Source organism: Providencia sp. PROV202, assembly GCF_028479565.1.
GTDB lineage: Bacteria > Pseudomonadota > Gammaproteobacteria > Enterobacterales > Enterobacteriaceae > Providencia > Providencia zhijiangensis.
In genome coordinates this window covers 202299-222728 of sequence record NZ_JAMPNV010000004.1, presented here as the reverse complement: position 1 = coordinate 222728, position 20430 = coordinate 202299, and the positions used below count along the sequence as shown (strand labels likewise).

The 20430-nt window shown below is 39.9% G+C and carries 23 protein-coding genes; 15 read left to right on the top strand and 8 right to left on the bottom strand.

The window, feature by feature from the left end; translation table 11 throughout:
* The first annotated feature begins 153 nt into the window (after positions 1 to 153).
* From fliE to PR799_RS02560, 5 genes are all read left to right on the top strand, one after another.
* Complete coding sequence (gene fliE, locus PR799_RS02580; RefSeq protein ID WP_036951378.1) at positions 154 to 465, top strand: flagellar hook-basal body complex protein FliE; 312 nt, start codon at positions 154 to 156, stop codon at positions 463 to 465.
* A gap of 316 nt (positions 466 to 781) precedes the next feature.
* A complete protein-coding gene (locus tag PR799_RS02575) occupies positions 782 to 982 on the top strand; it encodes a hypothetical protein (protein ID WP_272521187.1) in 201 nt (66 codons plus the stop codon).
* Positions 983 to 1253: 271 nt separating this feature from the next.
* The gene (locus PR799_RS02570) at positions 1254 to 1667 is read left to right on the top strand and encodes a hypothetical protein (RefSeq protein ID WP_272521186.1); all 414 of its coding nucleotides are present in this window, start codon (positions 1254 to 1256) and stop codon (positions 1665 to 1667) included.
* Between the two features lie 24 nt (positions 1668 to 1691).
* Complete coding sequence (locus PR799_RS02565) at positions 1692 to 2099, top strand: hypothetical protein (RefSeq protein WP_154628474.1); 408 nt, start codon at positions 1692 to 1694, stop codon at positions 2097 to 2099.
* A 16-nt stretch (positions 2100 to 2115) separates the two neighbouring features.
* The gene (locus tag PR799_RS02560; RefSeq protein WP_272521185.1) at positions 2116 to 2475 is read left to right on the top strand and encodes a hypothetical protein; all 360 of its coding nucleotides are present in this window, start codon (positions 2116 to 2118) and stop codon (positions 2473 to 2475) included.
* 50 nt (positions 2476 to 2525) lie between these two features.
* On the opposite strand, the gene PR799_RS02555 is transcribed toward PR799_RS02560, so the two are convergent.
* Positions 2526 to 2990: a DUF1097 domain-containing protein gene (locus PR799_RS02555; RefSeq protein WP_272521184.1), complete on the bottom strand. Its 465-nt coding sequence runs from the start codon at positions 2988 to 2990 to the stop codon at positions 2526 to 2528.
* Between the two features lie 287 nt (positions 2991 to 3277).
* Here PR799_RS02555 and hxsD point away from each other — a divergent pair, with 287 nt between their 5' ends.
* The 4 genes from hxsD to hxsA are packed head-to-tail and all read left to right on the top strand — an operon-like array spanning position 3278 to position 6615.
* The gene (gene hxsD / locus PR799_RS02550; protein WP_272521183.1) at positions 3278 to 3553 is read left to right on the top strand and encodes a His-Xaa-Ser system protein HxsD; all 276 of its coding nucleotides are present in this window, start codon (positions 3278 to 3280) and stop codon (positions 3551 to 3553) included.
* The gene (gene hxsB / locus PR799_RS02545) at positions 3550 to 4953 is read left to right on the top strand and encodes a His-Xaa-Ser system radical SAM maturase HxsB (protein ID WP_272521182.1); all 1404 of its coding nucleotides are present in this window, start codon (positions 3550 to 3552) and stop codon (positions 4951 to 4953) included. The genes hxsD and hxsB overlap by 4 nt, the downstream gene beginning before the upstream one ends.
* Entirely contained in the window at positions 4946 to 6049 is a 1104-nt protein-coding gene (hxsC, locus tag PR799_RS02540; protein ID WP_272521181.1) for a His-Xaa-Ser system radical SAM maturase HxsC, read from the top strand. The genes hxsB and hxsC overlap by 8 nt, the downstream gene beginning before the upstream one ends.
* Positions 6046 to 6615 (top strand): His-Xaa-Ser repeat protein HxsA, encoded by a 570-nt coding sequence (hxsA, locus tag PR799_RS02535; RefSeq protein WP_272521180.1) that lies wholly within the window; start codon positions 6046 to 6048, stop codon positions 6613 to 6615. The genes hxsC and hxsA overlap by 4 nt, the downstream gene beginning before the upstream one ends.
* 131 nt (positions 6616 to 6746) lie before the next feature.
* On the opposite strand, the gene PR799_RS02530 is transcribed toward hxsA, so the two are convergent.
* On the bottom strand, positions 6747 to 7895 hold the full coding sequence (locus PR799_RS02530; RefSeq protein ID WP_272521179.1) for a YadA-like family protein: 1149 nt from the start codon (positions 7893 to 7895) through the stop codon (positions 6747 to 6749).
* Between the two features lie 287 nt (positions 7896 to 8182).
* Positions 8183 to 8665: a DUF4822 domain-containing protein gene (locus PR799_RS02525; RefSeq protein WP_154628476.1), complete on the bottom strand. Its 483-nt coding sequence runs from the start codon at positions 8663 to 8665 to the stop codon at positions 8183 to 8185.
* 543 nt (positions 8666 to 9208) lie between these two features.
* On the opposite strand from PR799_RS02525, the gene def reads away from it, so the two are divergent.
* Entirely contained in the window at positions 9209 to 9715 is a 507-nt protein-coding gene (gene def, locus PR799_RS02520) for a peptide deformylase (RefSeq protein WP_154604147.1), read from the top strand.
* 146 nt (positions 9716 to 9861) lie between these two features.
* On the opposite strand, the gene fliT is transcribed toward def, so the two are convergent.
* The 3 genes from fliT to fliD are packed head-to-tail and all read right to left on the bottom strand — an operon-like array spanning position 9862 to position 12080.
* Entirely contained in the window at positions 9862 to 10251 is a 390-nt protein-coding gene (fliT, locus tag PR799_RS02515) for a flagellar protein FliT (protein ID WP_036951364.1), read from the bottom strand.
* Complete coding sequence (gene fliS, locus PR799_RS02510) at positions 10241 to 10639, bottom strand: flagellar export chaperone FliS (protein WP_006657543.1); 399 nt, start codon at positions 10637 to 10639, stop codon at positions 10241 to 10243. Before fliS ends, fliT begins: the two co-directional genes overlap by 11 nt.
* A 4-nt stretch (positions 10640 to 10643) precedes the next feature.
* Positions 10644 to 12080: a flagellar filament capping protein FliD gene (gene fliD / locus PR799_RS02505; protein ID WP_272521178.1), complete on the bottom strand. Its 1437-nt coding sequence runs from the start codon at positions 12078 to 12080 to the stop codon at positions 10644 to 10646.
* A gap of 357 nt (positions 12081 to 12437) precedes the next feature.
* Between fliD and PR799_RS02500 the strand changes: the two genes are divergently transcribed.
* Together PR799_RS02500 and PR799_RS02495 are read left to right on the top strand one after the other, a co-directional pair.
* On the top strand, positions 12438 to 13526 hold the full coding sequence (locus PR799_RS02500; protein ID WP_272521177.1) for a FliC/FljB family flagellin: 1089 nt from the start codon (positions 12438 to 12440) through the stop codon (positions 13524 to 13526).
* Positions 13527 to 13965: 439 nt separating this feature from the next.
* On the top strand, positions 13966 to 14682 hold the full coding sequence (locus PR799_RS02495) for an RNA polymerase sigma factor FliA (RefSeq protein ID WP_272521176.1): 717 nt from the start codon (positions 13966 to 13968) through the stop codon (positions 14680 to 14682).
* 189 nt (positions 14683 to 14871) lie between these two features.
* On the opposite strand, the gene PR799_RS02490 is transcribed toward PR799_RS02495, so the two are convergent.
* Positions 14872 to 15312 carry a GNAT family N-acetyltransferase gene (locus PR799_RS02490; RefSeq protein ID WP_154628480.1) on the bottom strand — a complete coding sequence of 147 codons (441 nt, stop codon included), beginning with the start codon at positions 15310 to 15312 and terminating at the stop codon, positions 14872 to 14874.
* Positions 15313 to 15616: 304 nt separating this feature from the next.
* Here PR799_RS02490 and PR799_RS02485 point away from each other — a divergent pair, with 304 nt between their 5' ends.
* Entirely contained in the window at positions 15617 to 15979 is a 363-nt protein-coding gene (locus tag PR799_RS02485) for a hypothetical protein (RefSeq protein WP_225575016.1), read from the top strand.
* 73 nt (positions 15980 to 16052) lie between these two features.
* Here PR799_RS02485 and PR799_RS02480 read toward each other — a convergent pair whose 3' ends face one another.
* Positions 16053 to 18095 carry a choline transporter gene (locus tag PR799_RS02480; RefSeq protein WP_154628486.1) on the bottom strand — a complete coding sequence of 681 codons (2043 nt, stop codon included), beginning with the start codon at positions 18093 to 18095 and terminating at the stop codon, positions 16053 to 16055.
* A 209-nt stretch (positions 18096 to 18304) separates the two neighbouring features.
* Here PR799_RS02480 and betI point away from each other — a divergent pair, with 209 nt between their 5' ends.
* Positions 18305 to 18907 (top strand): transcriptional regulator BetI, encoded by a 603-nt coding sequence (gene betI / locus PR799_RS02475; protein ID WP_272521215.1) that lies wholly within the window; start codon positions 18305 to 18307, stop codon positions 18905 to 18907.
* Positions 18908 to 18928: 21 nt separating this feature from the next.
* Positions 18929 to 20407: a betaine-aldehyde dehydrogenase gene (betB, locus tag PR799_RS02470; protein ID WP_272521175.1), complete on the top strand. Its 1479-nt coding sequence runs from the start codon at positions 18929 to 18931 to the stop codon at positions 20405 to 20407.
* Positions 20408 to 20430 lie beyond the last annotated feature (23 nt).

The following is a 20430-nucleotide window of genomic DNA, read 5'->3' as shown; positions in this document are numbered from 1 at the left end:
TGATGCAATCTAATGACGGAATCAGCCTATAATTTTGGTGTTATTTATCGGCTTCAAGTAAAAAACGGTGTGGTAGGGTAGGCAAACTAAAATTCGTGACGGCAATTTTTTGCTCAATTTACCGTTCAACCGAGATTAACTGAAGAGAACAGAATGACGATTCAAGCGATTGAAGGGGTGGTTTCCCAATTAAATGTGGTGGCAACTCAAGCGGCACATAACACCAAACCCGTTGTCGAGCCGGTGGGTTTTGCCGATCACTTAGTGGCATCCGTGAACCAAATCAATGAAACCCGCGTGCAATCTGCGCAAAAAGTGCAGGATTTCACCCTCGGTAAGCCTGATGTTTCATTAAATGATGTGATGGTCGATATGCAAAAAGCTAGCCTGAGCCTGCAAATGGGTATTCAGGTGCGTAATAAGCTGGTGGCAGCGTACCAAGAGATTATGTCAATGCCGGTGTAATGTATTTATCTATTTGAATATTATGAATTAACTGCCTTGTCATTGCCTTTGTGGGGCAGTTATGGGGCATTTTTACCCAAAATAGCAATTTAGTTTACGTTATTTTCTGTCATCCTCGCTCTATCTACACCATGTATCCATCTTTGATGATGTGTATCCCATTTTCTTGACAATAAATGCAGGGTTAGCGCCCACGTCCATCTATTTGGGTGCATTTTTTGTTGGTCGAACTCACCTAGTTGTGCTGTATGTATCGCCTTTATTCTCATTGTCAGACTACAATTAGTTAAGATGACTAATTATATGGAGGAATGAAATGAAAACATTCGGCATCGTTCTTTTATTTCTAGGTGTCGTTATAGGTATACTTTCTTTTAATATGGATACAAGTATACCAACCGCCTATGGTGAGATAATCAATGATATAGGATTGGCATTTGATCGCAGAAACTACATTATAGGCAGTGTATGTATTGCATTATTTGGTCTTTGTATCTTCTTATTTAGTAAAAAATAACCAGTATTGACTTAGTGGGTATAAAGCACTCAGCCCATCATGGGGCTGAGTGGATAGGTTTTTAGCTTGCCTCTATTTTCTGCTGTTCTTCTAAGGCTATCATGCGTTTTTCTATTGTTGATAATTTTTATTCACATTTCTGAATATCAGCCATTCTATTATTATCACTCCTTGCTAATTTTAATATAACCATTTCACATTCAATATGAGGTAAATAGATAATATACTAAATTAGCATTTGTTTTATAAATTCAATAATAGTGAATATTTTATGATTAATGAAATTAATAAAGAATTTGAGAGTAATGATATTAATAAAGAAAGTGATGAGGATACTACAAAAAAAGGAGTGTTTTTTATATTAAATAGTAGTGGAGAAACAATTAACGCTATTGTGGTAAGTCATTATTCAGGACTAAAAGGAAAGAAATCAACGCAAAAAATTGATAGATTACAAAATTTGGAAATGGCTGATTCTGGTTGTGAATTCATATATAAAATAATGTCAGGAAGTGATTCTGATTATTGGGATATAGACTTTAAGACACAGACAGGAAAAGTGATATCGTACAGAAAGAATGAATGTAACATCCGATATTGGGACAATGGCGTTGTTATTATTAATGTAATTAAAAACTTCAAGTTATATATAAAATTTTCAGAATCAGGTGGCTGTCATAGTTAACTTTTTAATAAAAATTGGAGGCAAATGAACAACGTAACAGAAAAGGCACTTTCAACGGACCATACTGGGTATTTCTATGTGATGAACTGTTCTTTGCAGGAACTTAAATCAGTGACTGTTACACATTCTACGGACTATCCTCATGAGATGCGTCATATTACAGCGGATTACAGTAAGATGAAGAATATGAGTACAAGTAAGCTGGGATATCCATTTCCATATGAGACGGGTTTTTTATCTCACTTTGATTACTGGACTGTTGAGGTAGAAACAGCATCCGGATACAAATATAAAACCAATGACTATTTTCTTTGTAACCTAACTTACGATGATGATGGATTCGTATATATGGCTATTCTTCCTGACCTATCAGTTCATACTATGTTTTCTTATTCAACCGGGTGTGTAAATCATTTAATCAATAAATTTTAAAAATAGGATTCGCTTAATGAAGAGACAAATAACTTTAGTAACTTGCTTATTAATTTCAAGCTTTTCTATGGCAAATCAAATTAATATAAATAAAGCATTTTCAGACAATTGTAGTACGTATCTAAACAAAGAAAAAAGAATATCAACTATCACGTTAGGTGAACAAGATGTCAATAATAAAAGGGCCTTTTTCACGATAACACTGCGAGATGGTGATACCAATACAAAGGAGATATCTGTATTAGAATCAGTTGGAAATGATTATGGTAAGGCAATGTTCCAACTCATGAATACGGCATACCTATCAAACTCAAATATTAAAATAACTGGCTGCTTAGCAAATAAAATTAGCGCAGCGTCGATATCCTATAAATAAAGGTAATTTATTTTTATCGCCAGAGGGTACTTGGATACCCTCATTATGCGTCAAGGGGCTTTATCCAGTTTTTTGACTAACCAGAGACCACTTTGCTTCATAGCGTAACCAAATAAAACACCCACAATAAGTGATGGAATAGTTAAGCGCCAATTACCTTGCGCTGCAAAGGTTGCACAGGCGCCGATAAAGGTTCCAGGAATATAGGCCAGCCACGATTTTTGGGCTTGAAAGCACATGATAAAAGCGATAATCGTGGTCACAAAGTAGCCTGTAAAATTAGGTAGGTCATGGGTGAGCTTATCGCTATGAATAATGACCAAACCCCAAGCCACACCACTGAGTGCGGTTAATGCAGTGACAAGCAATCCTTTTATCCCTTCTTTGGGATAGGCAAAATACGCCGTGCAGCCTAAAAAGCCCGCCCAACTGATTAGCCCGAAGACATCAGCTACCCATGCCCATAATCCAGAAAGAATTGCAGTCGTTAATGAAAGCGAAAAAAGTAGTTTCACAATAATGGCTTTATGAATAAGTTAAGGTAATGAATTTGAGAAAGCTGAGCATTGTATAGAGGGATGTAACGCGTTGCAATTGGAGAGTTATTTTTTTGAAGTAGATCATGTTGAGGACATATTAAATTAGACTCTACCTTACCTATACTATTAACAATTTAATAGTTAATTGCTTAACGAAATTGAATATGATAAAAAGTAAAATTATAAGAAATAGACTATTAAATATAACTTTTGATTTCATAAAAATATAATATTTTTAATATTCAACTAGATTTGGTAACAAAATGAAACTGGCAATTTTAAATAAGCAAGATTACTCATTGCCTGTGGTGCGACAAGCATTATATTGGATGAGTGAATTTAGTGAGTGGACGATTGATGACAGAGAAAATGAATTAGCGATAACATTTGTTGATAATAACGAAGAAATACTATTTAAATTTTACCAACTACTAAACGATTATTCATTGCGTGAGAAAATTGATATTAAAACGCGTCATACAAGAAATTCTATTATAAATAAAGTATTAGCTAGCTTAGATGAGCGGTTATCAAAATGAAACTGCTCCCATTTAACTTTGAATATTTAGATAATGGCAAGGTTATTATCAGCAATTTGGCGGGATATTCTCTAGTGATTAGTAGCGATGACCTGCAAAAAATGGTTGAGGGATCGTGGGATGATAGTATTTCATCACAGGAAATATTCAAAAAGCAGAAAGCGTTAAAAGAGAAACTATTTATTAGTGATAATCCTAAACTGACGGAAACCTTGTTAGCTGCGGGATTAGGTAAAAAATTATCAGCGGAAATGAAATTTTCCCCTATTTTTATGATTGTTCCTACGCTGCGGTGCGATCATACTTGCCGTTATTGTCAAGTTAGTCGAGCGTCAGTGAATGCTCAAGATGTCGATCTTGTAGATGAGAAAATTCCAACCATTATTGGGTTGATTAAAAAGTTATCTACTGCACCATATAAAATTGAAATTCAAGGTGGGGAGCCTTTATTACGATTTGATCTCATTGAAAAAATTTATGATGAAGCGATCTCTCAACTTGGAGAACAGAACATTGAATTTATTATCACTTCCAGCTTGTCTCTACTTACTGACGAGATGATTTCGTGGTCAAAAGATAAGCCCGTTTTATTTTCAGTTTCTTTGGATGGAACTGCAGTCGTTCATAATAAAAATCGTATTTTGCCAACAAAAGATTCTTATGAACGGGTGATTACGAATATCAAAAAATTGCAGCAACAGCTTGGGAAAAACAGAGTATCGACGGTCACTACAGTAACAAAAGCATTATTAGCGCAGCCTGAGTCATTACTTGATGCACACCAAGAAATAGGTATTTACGATCTGTTTATTCGACCTATTAGCCCGTATGGTTTTGCTGAAGGAAAAAATGATTACTCGATTGAGGAATATTTGAGTTTTTATCAAAAATTACTTTCACTCATAATGGAATATAACAGAAAAAATATTCCATTTGTCGAGCATTCAGCCGCAATTCATATTAAGAGACTCCAAAATCCTACATTCTGTGGTTATGCGGATTTAAAATCGCCAAGTGGCTTAATATTCAATAGTTTATTATTTAATTATGACGGTAAACTTTATGGTAGCGATGAAAGTCGCATGCTGAAGAAAGTTTATCCTGAAATTGATTTCTCAATTGGTGATATTGATTCTTTTTCATTTGCAGAAAATCCGATTTATCAACAAATATTATCTGAATCATTTAATATGCTGCAAGTCGGGTGTGAACAATGCGCATTCCAGCCTTATTGTGGCGTTGACCCTTGTCAAAATATCAGTTTATTTGGCGAACCAGTTGGTAATAAAAGTCAGTCGCGTTTTTGCCAATATCATAAAGGCATGTTTAAACTGCTAGTGTCTAAAATGAATGACGATACCGATGATGCGAGAATATTAAAAAGGTGGTCTCATGCCTGATGTTTTGCGTAATGATCTTTTTGAACTAAATACCTCAATCCCATCAGGCTTTTATCAAGTCTATAAAAACAGACTTACCGAACCTGAGTTTTATTTTGACAATTTGCTAGTCATTGAAAATGAGAACACTCCCTATGATGAAACAGGAACCGCATTTACTATTGTTGATGCTTCCTTATATTACGGAATTGAATCAGGGGATATAGTATCTATTACTCAAGGAAAGCTAAGAGTTATTCTTTCCCGAAAAGCGAACCACAACACATTATTAATTACGGAACGCTGTAATAATTTGTGTTTATTTTGTTCTCAACCTCCCAGAAAAGAGAATGACAGTTGGCTATTAGATGTTGCGAAAAACGCATTAGCTGCATTTAAACTTAGTGGGATTGTGGGAATTAGTGGCGGAGAGCCATTACTGTATGGGGATGAGTTTGTTCATTTTCTGGAATTTGTTAAAGAACATTCGCCGGAAACTACATTGCATGTGCTGACGAATGGGCGTCAATTTGCAGACCTCGAATTGACGCAAAAAATAGCGTATGTGACGAAAGACATGTCAATTTCATTTGGTATACCATTATATTCGGCAATACCCGATACCCATAATCAGTTAGTTGCCAATGAAAATGCATTTGATGAGACGGTATTGGGCATAATTAATGCAGGTAATAGCGGAATTAATATTGAATTACGTTTTATTCCCACGCAATTAAATTACCAAGACTTGCCTGCTGTGATTGAGCTAACGGGACGCGTCTTTTCCAATATCAATCAGATATCAGTCATGAATCTAGAGGCGACAGGTTGGGCGCGTAGAAATTGGAATGACTTGTATATTGCACCGGAGCGCTATCAAGATGTCATGCAGGTGGCAATTAACGTGGCAGAATGTTGTTATCTCCCCATTGTTTTATTTAACTATCCACTATGCCATCTGCATCAAGAGATGTGGTTATACAGTATTCAATCAATATCAGACTGGAAAAATTATTACCCACAAGCGTGTAACCATTGTCGAGTAAAACATGAATGTGGTGGTTATTTCAGCTCTTCTTACGGTAAATATCATCAGGAACCGAGGGCGATAGTATGAAAAAATGGAATCTAGCGGCGTTGTTACCAGGTTTTCTGGCGCTTAATAATCAGGTATTTGCTGATACAGCCATTGTGCCAAATGCCGAAAATACATTTTCACCGAATGACTTGATTTTTGCACCTCTGAATACAGAAACCCCGTTATACATTGCGGGACACCGGAGTCATAGTTCCCATCGAAGTCATCGTAGCCACAGTTCACATCGCTCTTCTTCTGGTGGGGGGTATTACCGTTCGGCGCCAGCCACTCCATCTTATTCAGCGCCTGCGACTAGTAACACACAAAGAAATCAATCAGGTAATACACGGAATTCAACATCGAGCAATGACTACGGCCCAAGTGTTCGACAGCAAGCACCAACCGAACAGCAGCGTAAACGACTAGTTATGCGTGTTCAATACGCGCTGTTTGATCGAGGGTACTTTAATGGTCCAATTGATGGTGTGATGGGGCCTGCAACACGTACGGCGATTAATAATTACCGTAGGTCACATGGCTTGCCATTAACCGCTTATATTGATGTTGATTTACTGAATTCATTAGGAATCTATGCATCAAGTTAAGATCTTCAGAATAGAGATTAAATTATTATAGAAATTAAAAATAGCACCAATAAAATTGGTGCTATACGTTAATGGCATTAGAGAAGAAAGCGTAAGAGATTATTGGCTATTAGTAGTGTTAGTTACCAATATCACCAACCGTAGGCAATACCGGCTCCGATAACGGCTCTATCAGAGTTATTCCAAGAAATAGAACTGCGCAGATTCAAGTTTTGCTTAACTTGATACTGAGCACCGGCTGCGATGGCGTTACCATTTTTAAAATTACCTAAGCCTAATCCGGCGCTAAAACGTGTGTTTGTGGTGTAAGGAATATTGGTCATTGCAGCAACTGAAGCAATGCCAGCATTTGCATCACGAGCCGTTTGGTGGATTTTACTTTCCATTTGGTCAACTCGAGTATTTATTTGCTTGAGTTGTTGTGTTTGAAGTTTTTCTTGTTTATCGAGTTTATCAAAACGATCAATATTAAGCATTTGTTGATTACGTAAAATTAAATCAGCATGGGCTTTACTTTTTTGTTCCGCCTTTTCGATTAACTGGCTCGTAATTTGGTCATTTTCTCTAATGTCTTTATCAAGTTTTTCTATGGCTACATTCAGTTGCTGTGTGTCTTCTACATGTTTTTTGTTTGTATCATTAATTAATAAAGTTGTAATCGCTTCACGTCTAAAAATTTCATCATCGACATATTTTTTATTTTTTACTTCACTACCATTGAGGTTCTTTTCTAGGTCAGAGATGGAACTTTGCAAATTTTTAATGGAATTTTCTTTTTCAGCTCTACTTTTAATATCATTTTTCTCTTGTTCGTTATATTTATGATTTAAATTATTTATGGACGTATTTAATAAAGCAATTTCATGGTCATGACCTGCTATTTTTCCCTCTAGGTGGTCGGGTTTATTTAGTGGAAAGCTTGATGCAGGAACATTTGATGTTGATAAATCAGTCAAAGGAATAAAATTGTCGTGATCCGATTTGTTTTCTTCTAATTCAGGTATTTTTTTTATTAATGGTGAAGTAGTGTCAATAGCGTAAGTGATGACATCAACAATCGGTGTCATGGTTTTAGCCATCTCGGTATATTTATTAATATTATCACTAAATTTTTTATCACGTTCGATCTCAAGAATGTTTCTATTATCCTCATGTCGATGTTCTGGATAATCATACGGTGCATTGATAACATCTTGGTAGTCATTAGCTATTGCGAGTGACTGGGTGGATAAAGATGAGAGTATAGCGATACCAGCTGTACTAAGTAGTTTGTTTTTCATAACGAAATATCCATATGACGTAAAAAGAATAAACAACGAAACTTATATAAGTCGATGTCTATGATCGGGAAGGGAATAATAAGAGATATATTTTGGTGGGTAAAATCCGTTTTTATTTTTAATTAATTCGGGAAAATCGTGTTGGATGAAGATTAATACAATGGAATTGATGGTGGTAATATAGTGTAATTTCGGAGTGCTTTAAAGTAATTTAAAAATTAATTTTTACCAAGCTAATAACTAAGAAATAGGGGAATATTAAATAAATTCCCCAATAATTGTATGAGTTATTTTTTCACTTTATGGACGATATCAAAATATTTGGTTTTATCATCCTGTGATGGGTAGATGCGGTAAGTATACTCTTCCGGTGTCACAGTCACGTTTTCAACCACACGAGTAAACAGCACTTCACCTTTGTCATCTTTGGCCGTTAATGAACGGGTTTTACCATCTTCGCTGAATGACCAGTCACCCTGCATTTTAGGTGCACCCTCAAGGGTTAGCATCTTAAACGTACCATCAGGGTAATACTCTGCAAGCCCAAAGAAGTTTGCCACTTGTTTATCTGTTGCTGGCACGTCTTTTTTATCTTGATCGACAGCTTGAGTGGTTACCCAAACTTTATCAATCATAATCTCTTCATAGGCATTGGCTTTTTTGGCGCTAACAGCTTGCTTTGCAACAGGCGCCGTTGAGTTAGCTTGAGCCGTAAAAGCAGCAGTGGTGGACATCACAATCAGGGCGGCAATAATCGGTTTTAATTTCATAAGAACTCCATTTATTAAGATTAGAAATGTGAGTAACAAAATCGAACAGGTCTTCATCATTAATTAAACAGCGAGCAAAGCAAAGGTAAGAATTATGATTAAGTATTAAAAATGTAAGCTTATGTTGGGTTATGTATTTAAAGAAAAGGGGGTATCAGCAAACAAAACTCGGCTTATCCCATGTAATTTTTCTGTTAAAAACAGTATTAAATAGAAAGTCGAAATAAAATTATAGCTAAGCTATCTAATCAGTGTTAATTCAGATTTATATTTTGGTCGGTTTACCATGTAAAATTTACAAATACTTGTTTATACGGATTGTCTTATTTTGATGAAATACATTGGATCTTGCCTGTAGAACGGGGTTACACGGTGAATTTTCTGGTGATTTCAGGTGTGTTTTTTCTCAGATCATGTTATTTTTCTGTGAAAATTTCATATTCAAGTGACTTTGCCATTTTTTGCATCTTTTATACGTAAAAAAAGGGCGATACTAATTCCATAGACTTGAGTAAAAGTAATTGAATCAACAGGATTTTAGCTATGGCAGTAAGAGAAATTATTGAAATTCCAGATGAAAGATTGCGTATTCAGTGCAGTCCCGTTACGGATTTCGCAGCAGTACAAACATTGGTCGATGATTTAATTGAAACCATGTACAGCACTGATAATGGTATCGGGCTGGCGGCAACGCAAATTGCCGAAACCAAAGCCATTATGGTGATTGATATTTCGGAAGAACGTAATGAGCCAATGGTATTTATCAACCCTGAAATTATTGAGAGCGAAGGGGAGACTAGCTATCAAGAGGGTTGCTTATCCGTACCGGATGTTTACGCGGATGTGCCACGCTTTTTGCGTGTGAAGGTGAAGGCGTTTGACCGTGACGGCAAGGAGTTTGTTGTCGACAGTGATGAGTTTTTAGCGATTGTCATGCAACATGAAATTGACCATTTAAACGGTAAAGTGTTCATCGACCACTTATCCACGTTAAAGCGCAATATGTTGTTGAAAAAGCTTAAAAAGCAGCAAAGATTAAAACAGCAGTAAAAATTAAAGTAACAGCATTTCCCGTCTATTTTACGGCTTCCCGAGACCCAACAAGTGTGATTCGGGGAGCTGCTATTGTGTTCTTGGTGCCAATTGAGTTGTCCTATTAAGTTAAGCGTCAGGTGAACTGCCTGACACTTTACCGTTTACTCGAGAGGTTTAATAACCCTTGGAGCATCGGGTTGATCAAATTGGCCGTAGCTATTATTCAATACCTTTTGTTGGTCGAGCTGTTTGATTTCTTTACTTAAAAAATTCAAATGATTTTGTAAGTGTTCTTTTGTCACTCGTTCGTTTTCAATGATCTGGTGTAGTAACTGCACAAAGTCGTCAGTAATAGGTTGTTCTTGCTCATATTCTTGAGTCAAAGCCGTTAAATTCTCAACGGCAAGGACATATTCAGTTTCTCGGGAGATTAATGACTCCCATTCCCCTGATTGTGCGAGCGAAACTAAGTTTTCACTTAATATTAAGACATTACGATATATTTCAAGTAAATAGAGAGGATTTTTATTGTCCACCTGGTTATCTTTCATCCACATTTGCACCGATTTGTTGCCATGCAGAGGCGATATCGGAGAGTAATTGGTAAACTTCTTGGACATAAGTCACGTTGTTTTCTATGTTGGCGCGGAGCAATTGCCGCGTCATGTATTCATACAAACTCGCTAAATTTTCAGCAAGTTCGCCACCAGCCTCGTAATTTAGCGATTGTTTTAATCCCGTGTCAATGATGTCGATGGCTTTTGAGATTTCTTTACCCTTTTCAGCAATGTTTCCCTGCTCCATAAAAATCTCCCCCCGTTTAAGGGCACTTAAGGCCCCTTTAAACAGGATTTGGATCAGTTGATACGGGGTCGCATTGGCGATTTCACTCTCCAAACTGACCTGCTGATAGGCTTGATTAGCTTTACGTTGATACATGTGGTTAACCTAAAAGTCTGCCTAATGAACTGCTTGTGCTGTTTAATGAACTCATCATCTTATCGAGGTTTTGGAACTGACGACGATAGATATCCATGGTGTTTTCAATTTGTTTATTGGTTTGCTCGATACGTTTATCGATGCTTTTCTTTTTCTTTTGTACGCCATCAGTGGCGTTATGCAGCGTACCTTCTTTGCTATCTAGAGTATCTTTTAAGAAATTAAAGTTTTCGGTCGCAAATCCAGTTTCTTTTCCATCACCGGCAAAGAATACTTTAACGCTTGATGGGTTATCTTTTAGGGCGTTATCGAGTTTTTTATTATCAATTTCTAACGTACCATCCAGTTTTTGCTTAATTCCCATCTTACTCAGCAGGTTTAATTCGCCGCTATTTTGTGGGGTACGAACTTGGGTACGTAAGGTGCTTTGAATTACACGTAAAGTAGAATCACCGATTAATGGACCATTGGTTTTATCCGGTGCAGTCCCTTTTTCGGTCGGAGTATATTTAGTGAGTTCTTTAGCTAAGGTTTGAAACTCATTATAGGCATCCACCCACGCTTTGATTTTCGCTTTAGCAGGCTCAATATCTTCAGAGATAATTAAATGTTCCGATTTGCCATCTTCGCTCTCTTTCTTTAAAGAGAGGGTTAAACCAGGAAATAGGTCTTTGGCTTCGTTGGTTTGAGATTCTAGTTCGAAACCATCAATAATGAGCTGAGCATTTTGTGGTGGAACTTTTTGTTCCATGCCACTTGTCGCTTCATCTTTAATGGTGACATTGCCTTTTGCATCAATTTCCGACTCAACATTTAAAATTTTAGCAAGTTCATCGTCACCGCTAACATTAATACTCATGCGGTTGTCTGTACCCGCTTTTTTTGAAGTGACAACTAAGTGGTATTGATTGTCTTTATCTTTAATAACAGAAGCAGAAACACCCTTATCGGTTTTATTAATGGCGTCTGCAATCTCGATTAATGATGTGTGTTCATTATCGAGTTTGATAACAATTTTATCTTTATCTTCTTTTTGTGAAGGCTGGGTAATGGTAATTGTGCGCTCTGCTGCGCCGTTACCTAATAATTTTTTATTGTCTGGAATATCTTTGGTGGCAATAGTTTGTGCTTTCGCCAGCTGGGTGACTTTAACATCATGTACACCAGCAACCGCTTTACCATCGGTTTTTACATCAAAAGATTTATATTCGCCGTTCACTTTCGTGGTGCTGATATCTTCATACTTCTTGATATCTTCTGCCGCTTTTTTCAGTTTTTCTAATGAAGATTGCATCTTACCAAATGCACTAATTTGCGCATCATAGCTGGCTTTCTGCTGTGTTAATGGATCGAGGCGGCGCTTTTCCATCGCCTCCAATTGGTCCATTTGTACATTTAAGTCTAAGTTAGCCCCGATACCGAGTGTGGATATGCCTGCCATAAATCTCTCCTGAATATAAACCCTGAAAATAAATTCGTATTTAGTCCTTTATCGGCGAATTGGGGAAAAATATTAGACTATTCGGCGAAATAATAATGGGGGGAGTTAAACCGTAAAAGGCAGGTAATTAGGCTTATTGAATAAAAATGATGAGGAAATTAACGATAAAAAAAGAATTTAATAAAAATTTTCGTGTAGAAAAGCCGATTCCAGCGGGCTTTAGCCTCGAAATATGAAAGATTTTTATAAAAAGGGCTAAAGGGGTTTTGGGTGCCGCCGATAATGTTATTGCTGACAACATTTACCGAGTTAAGCCAGCGAGCTTAATCGACTATTAAGATAAAAAGGACATACATTATGGCACAGGTTATCAATACCAACGTTCTGTCTCTGACTACTCAGAATAACTTAAACCGTTCACAAGGTGTACTGGGTACTGCGATTGAGCGTTTATCTTCTGGTTCACGTATCAACAGCGCAAAAGATGACGCTGCGGGTCAAGCAATCGCTAACCGTTTCACTGCAAACGTTAAAGGTTTAACTCAAGCTTCTCGTAACGCAAACGACGGTATCTCTATCGCACAAACCGCGGAAGGCGCAGTTAACGAAATCAACGATAACTTACAACGTATTCGTGAACTGACTGTACAAGCGAAAAACGGCACTAACTCAGAGTCTGATGCAAAATCTATCCAAGACGAAGTTAAACTGCGTATGGAAGAGATTGACCGTATTTCTGAACAAACGCAATTTAACGGCGTTAAAGTATTAAGTGCTAATTCAACAATGAAAATTCAAGTTGGTGCAAATGACGGTGAAACTATCGACATCAACTTGAAGCAAATTGATAGAACCACTTTAGGTTTAGATAAATTAGATTTGACTAAACTGTCTGAACCAGCTGTTCAAGGTAAGAAAGCAACACTTGAAGTTAAAGCAGCTGTACCAGATGCTGGTGGTGATAAAAGCAAAGATGTTCCAGCAGTTAATGCTAAAGGCGAAATTTATCAGATGATGAAGGCTGATGGCACTGAAGATGCTGGTAAATATGTCATGAAAGTGGATAATAAATTAGTTGAAGTTTTGAAAACTGATTTTGATGCGGCAACTGGTGAACTAACTACTGCGGGTAAAACCAAAGTTGATGGAGCAGCAACTTTAGCATCAACTAACGAAATGGCGCTAACTGCATTAGACGATGCATTAAAAACTGTAGATTCATTCCGTTCTTCACTGGGTGCGGTACAAAACCGTATGCAATCTACTATCAACAACCTGAACAACTCTGTTAACAACCTGAGCGCAGCACGTAGCCGTATCCAAGATGCTGATTTCGCGACAGAAGTTTCTAACATGAGCCGTGGTCAGATTCTGCAACAAGCAGGTACTGCTGTGTTAGCACAAGCTAACCAAGTTCCACAAGGTGTTCTGAGCCTGTTACGTTAATTCGTGATCGAGCTTTTTATTAAAGACCAGCTTTGCTGGTCTTTTTTTTGCCCGTTATACTTCGCGCCGCAGCGTTGTTGGCTGCACTAAATTACCCTAGTCACATACTTCAGTATGCTCCTAGGGATAATCCAGCTTGCCGCCTAGCTGCAACACGAATTATTTAGGGCGCGCTTTGGCATTGTTAAGGTCAAAACAAAGGTCAAAACAAAGGTCAAAACAAAGGTCAAAGGCAAGGGCAAGGGCAAGGGCAAGGTCAAAGGCAAGGGCAAGGCCAAAAGAAAACGCAAAAAATAGACTCAAAAAATATTGGGCTCCATCAAATTTATTTAGGATAAAAAGAATAACGGCTGATTTAGTGCCTTACTCTGCGGATTGAAATTACGCGTAACACAGATAATGGCTACCTTTAGTTAAAACTTGAAGGGTGATTCAGGTTGTGAGTGATTTATATACTGCCGAAGGTGTCATTAATAAAAATAGCCTATGGGAGCGTTATTACCCTCTAATACGCCATGAAGCCCTGAAACTGCAAGTCCGACTTCCTGCCAGCGTTGATATCGATGACTTAATTCAAGCGGGTGGCATTGGGCTACTCCACGCATTAGAACGTTTCGACGCCTCATTAGGTGCCTCTTTTGCCACCTATGCCGTACAGCGGATCCGCGGATCTATGCTCGATGAGCTACGTAGCCGTGACTGGGTTCCTCGTAGCGTGCGTCGCCAAGCCCGTGAAATGACCAAAGCCATTGGTGAGCTTGAGCAAAGCCTTGGGCGCAGTGCCACAGAGCCTGAAATTGCCAAAGCGCTGGATATCGATTTGGCGGAATATCGCCAAGTACTGCTAGATACCAACAATAGCCAACTGTTCTCCTACGATGAATGGCACGAAGTGCATGGGGAAAGCTGCGAACCTTCAATGGATGAAAATGATGGTGGTAACCCACTGAGTTTACTAATGGAATCCAGCCTGAAAGACCAAATCGTGGCGGCGATAGAACAATTGCCAGAGCGCGAAAAAATGGTGCTGACGCTGTATTACCAAGAAGAGCTGAATTTGAAGGAGATTGGTGCGGTGTTGGAGGTGGGGGAGTCGCGGGTGAGTCAGCTCCACAGTCAGGCCATCAAACGGTTGCGCTCTAAGCTGAGGACTTAAATGCTCGTCATACTTCACGCTGTGACTGTGTTGGCTTCATAAGCTAACCCTAGTCACATACTTGTGTATGCTCCCAGGGCTTAGCGTATTCGCCGCCTTATCACAACGCGAATTATTTAGAGCTATGTTTGGGGAAGGTCAAGGGAAAAATCAAAGCAAAACAAGGGCGAAATTAAGAAAAAATAAAAACTAGCTTTTCATTTTGTCTAGAAAGCTTTTGGCGGAGATATGCCACGTGTTGGGGCAGGGAGTGAAGCCGAGTTTGGGGTAGGTGTTTTGGGAGTCGGGGGTGGAGCGAAAAATTAAATGACACTCGGGGGGCAATTCCTCGGCGGTTAGGCGCAGCAAATGCTTACCGACACCTTGATGAAGATACTGAGTATCTACCGCAATTTCAGAGATATAACAGCAAAAACTAAAATCCGTGATCGCACGAGCGAAACCCACCACCTGCTCATCCACCCAAGCACTGATCAACAAATCTGCATTATTTAACATCGAATCCAGCAACGCGACATCATCAGTGGGCACAAACGTATCCAGTGGAGATTGCTTCAATAAATTCAAAAAATCATCCACCGAAATCGAATGGTTCACTTTATAGGTGATGTGGCTATTCACTGGCTCCATGTCATTCCCTCATAAATAAAAACGCTAATATAGTTTTAGCTCGAAATCATGAAAATTGCCTGTTTTTCTTTCTATTTTTGCGTAATGACATCGAGCTATTTGATGGAGAATAGTGGAAGCAATAAATAAGAGTGCAGAAATAATCACTATGGGTATTAATAAGCATTTAATCAATTGATTTTATATCTAATTATTCATAACTGCTTAATAAGCAATGAAATTTGAAAATTTAAAATATATTTTATACTCCTATGTGTAGTAAGTGCATATAATGCCAAATTATGCATTTACAGTAGGTATCCATATGTTCAAAAAGGTTATTGTTGTCTTTTTTCTTGTTTTCTGTGCTCCTTTTGGCTTTGCCACCGACTTGTCATTTAAAGAAAAATCACCCGTTGATCGCCTATATCATGAAAACTACCAAGGAATGGACTCACTGCGGGAAGAGCAGAAGTTCAAATTTGACCCGAAATTAAAAATTGCCCAGCAAGATCGTAGCTACCAATCGCTACTCGAACAGCGGGATGAAGATGAAAAATCCTTGCTCAATCACATCCGCCCTTGTGATATTAACCCGACGGCGGCAGGCTGTCCGGGGCATTTATCGTGGATGAACAACCCGCGCGAGCTTCAATCCATGCTAGAGCAAAAATATCAGAATGAATAATTAGTATTCTCTGGGTTGCAAACAAAAGGCGCTATTGGGCGCCTTTTGCATTGTTTAAATAATCAGCTCCCTATCAATTTCCTTCGGGAAAGGTTAATGTCGCCCCCGGTGCTTCGCGGCTTAAATGAATAAAATTCAAATGCTTCTCATATTGGTCGAGAATATCGCTGATCACCTGTTCTTTGGTGTAGTCCATTAAATCGTTAGCTTGGGTGCCTTCCCACAAGTAAGTTTCAAGGCGGTAATAGTGGGATTTACCGGAGCGAGCGCGGTAGGTAAAGCTTGGCACCGTATAGCGACGAGGCCAAATTTGGTAGATAAAGCTTTGCTCTTCTTCTAAATCGACCACTAACTCTAAATGGTTAAGTCGCTCTTCTTCGGCAAGAGGGTGGATCGCAAATTCCACCTTAGCACCACGCAACTCCAGCTCTTTCGCCACATCTTGCATCGCAGGAATACAGACTAAATCTAACATCCGTTGGGTATAGGTGGTGCCGGGGAAATTCATCACGCGTCCCAAACGCTGTTTCCACTTAATCGGCTCGTTACCGTACAGCGGCGCAGGGGCGTTGGTATTAATGGCACTGACGCGGCGATAATCTTCAAACCGCAATGACTTATACAGTCCTGCCATAATAAAGAAGATCACAAAACTAAACGGCAGCCCCATAATCACGGTGGTATTTTGCAGGGCAGGCACCCCATCGGTCATTAACATCCCAAGGGTGAGTAAACCAATAGCCACTGACCAGAAAATTCGCAGCCAATTAGGGGAATCGTGATTAATATCACTCAGTTTTGAGGTAAAATTCCCTAGCACTAACGAACCAGAATCCGCGGATGTCACGTAAAACAGTAACCCCGTAATGGTGGCAACGGAGGCGGTCAATCCAAAGCCCGGATATAACTCGAGTAGGGAATAAAACCCTTTTTCAGGCGCTTCTAATACTGTTTCGGCTAACGCTTTATTGCCATGAATAATTTCATACAGAGCGCTATTACCAAAGATAGAGAGCCAAAGTAGCGTGAAGACAAACGGGATTATTAGAGTGCCAATCACAAACTGGCGAATGGTGCGACCACGGGAAATTCGTGCCAAAAACAGCCCAACAAAAGGCGACCAAGCGACCCACCATGCCCAGAAAAACAGCGTCCAGCTATTCATCCAGTCAGTCGGTCTATCAAACGCAAAACTGTTCAAGGTCATACCCATAAAACGGTTCACATAATCCCCGACGTTGAGTACCAGCGCGTTGAGCAGAAATTCAGTATCCCCCACAAATAAGATAAACAGGATCAGCCCCAATGCTAGCAGCACGTTAAGTTCCGAGAGAATACGGATCCCTTTATTGACTCCCGATGTGGCGGAAATCACCGCCATGATAACGGAAAGAAAAATCAGACCACCTTGCACAGTTAGCCCTTGGGGAAGATCAAACAGCACTTTTAGCCCGTAATTGAGCTGCACTACCCCAATACCGAGGGTAGTGGCGATACCGAAAATCGTCCCGAGCACGGCGGCAATATCGACGGTATGACCAATCGGTCCGTTAATTCGATTACCAAAAATCGGATATAGGGCAGAACGGATGGTTAATGGCAAATTATAGCGATAACTAAAGTAACCGAGTGCAATGCCCATCAAGGCGTACATTGACCAGCCCGTGAGTCCATAGTGAAACAGTGTCCACACCATCGACTGACGAGCCGCTTCAAGGGTTTCGCCTTCACCCGTTGGCGGTAACATATATTGAGTGACCGGTTCAGCCACCGAGAAAAACATCAAATCAATGCCGATGCCCGCGGCAAATAGCATCGCCGACCAGCTAAGCAAACTAAATTCCGGTTTGGATTGCTCCGGTCCCAGCTTGATATTCCCAAATCGTGAAGTTGCAATAAAAATCACAAAAACAATATATAACGTGGCGGCGAGTAAGTAATACCAGCCGAAGGTTTTTGACACCCAACCCAGTGTTGCAACAATCCATTGATTTGCGGTGTCAGTCATCAGGATGGTGAAAAAAGAAAACGCCAGTATTAAGGCGGCGGAGGTAAAAAAAACAACGTGATTAAGTTGGTCTTTCTGCCCATTTTTTGGACTTTTTGAATTTGTCATTGGCAGTTCCACAGTTTTATCTGGATGAAAATTTAAAATTAGATTATTTACTAACGTGTTGAATTATTAGTAAATATTTAAAATTTCACGGGTATCTCCTCGAGTTATTTGTAAATTAATTGTTGTAAACAATAGTTAATATTGATTGAACATTCAATTAAAAAATCGTTTAATGAATGGGTTCAATGGTCTTATTAGGTCTTCATGCCATGCCGAAAATAGGCGTTCAATCGATACGTAAACAGCAGTTAATTCAGGCCACTTTAGCTGTCATCAACGAAGTGGGAATGCAAGAAGCCAGCTTTGTGCTGATCGCCCGTAAAGCCGGGGTGTCTACTGGGATTATTAGCCACTATTTCCGTGATAAAAGCGGTTTATTGGAAGCCACCATGCGCCATATCCAGTATCAATTAGGGTTTGGTATTGCGATGCGGCTCAGATTATTGAGTGGTGAAAACCCTAAAGCGCGAATTCAGGCAATTGTGGAAGGGAACTTTGACTCCACCCAAATCAGTGAAGCCGCAATGAAAACGTGGCTGGCATTTTGGGCGAGCAGTATGCACCAACCAAATCTGAACCGCTTACAGCGAGTGAATGACCGTCGCTTATATTCAAACCTCAGCTATGAGTTTGGGCGAGCGCTAAGTCAACCTGACGCACGCCGTGCTGCTAAAGGACTGGCTGCCTTGATTGATGGATTATGGTTGCGCAGTGCACTGAGTAGTGAGCCTTTTTCTGTGAAGGAAGCGCTTAGTATCACTAACGAGTATATCGATATGCAACTGGCACGTGCAGGAGACCATTCGACCTAACTATTTTTCAAAGGAGACGTTATGCAACATCCACCGATTCATAAGCTTTACATTCATGGCGGATATGTCGACAGTTCACAACCTGAATGCGGGCAGTTTGAGGCAATCAACCCAGCCAATGGCGACGTGATTGCACATTTGCAATCAGCTAGCATCGACGATATTCACTGGGCGGTGGAAAGTGCAAAACAGGGGCAAAAAATTTGGGCGGCAATGACCGCGATGGAGCGCTCACGTATCTTGCGCTGTGCTGTGGATATTTTACGTGAACGTAATGATGAACTTGCCTATTTAGAAACCCTCGATACGGGGAAGCCACTTTCTGAAACGCGCTTTGTGGATATTGTGACGGGTGCGGATGTTCTTGAATATTATGCAGGCTTGATCCCCGCTCTAGAAGGGCAGCAAATTCCGCTACGTGAAACCTCGTTTGTCTATACTCGCCGTGAGCCGTTGGGGGTTGTTGCGGGGATTGGTGCATGGAACTACCCCATTCAAATTGCGTTATGGAAATCCGCACCTGCATTGGCGGCGGGCAACGCCATGGTATTTAAACCCAGCGAAGTTACCTCATTAACCGCATTAAAGCTGGCGGAAATCTACACGGAAGCGGGTTTACCTGCGGGGGTGTTTAACGTGGTCACGGGAATGGGCGGTGAAGTGGGTCAATGGCTAACAGAGCATCCTGATATCGCCAAAATCTCATTTACTGGCGGCGTCCCGACAGGGAAAAAAGTGATGTCCAATGCCTCTAGCTCAAGCCTTAAAGAGGTCACCATGGAGCTGGGTGGAAAATCACCGCTGATTATTTTTGATGATGCTGATTTAGATAAAGCCGCTGATATCGCCATGATGGCGAATTTTTACAGCTCCGGGCAAGTATGTACCAACGGAACGCGGGTATTTATCCCTGAAAACCTGAAAGCCGCCTTTGAAGCCAAAATCACGGAGCGTGTTGCTCGCATTCGTATTGGCTCACCAACCGATGAAAATACCAATTTTGGCCCATTGGTCAGCTTCAAGCATCTGGACAATGTGCTGCGCTATATTGAGATTGGCAAAGCGCAAGGGGCGACCGTGTTATGTGGTGGTGAGCGTCTGATGACTGAGTCACTGGCAAACGGCGCGTATGTGGCACCGACGGTGTTTACTGATTGCACCGATGAGATGCAAATCACCCAAGAAGAGATTTTTGGTCCGGTGATGAGTATTCTAAGTTACCGCACAGAAGATGAGGTGATTGAGAGAGCAAATCACTCGATTTACGGTTTAGCGGCAGGAATTGTCACGCAAGATCTTGCCCGTGCTCATCGTGTTATTCACCAATTGGAAGCCGGAATTTGCTGGATCAATACTTGGGGAGAATCTCCTGCACAAATGCCCGTGGGCGGTTATAAGCATTCCGGTGTCGGGCGTGAAAATGGCCTAATGACGCTGCAAAATTACACTCAAATCAAATCCATTCAAGTTGAACTCGGAGAGTTTTCATCCATTTTTTAATCACTTAATTTGACTGAAACAGA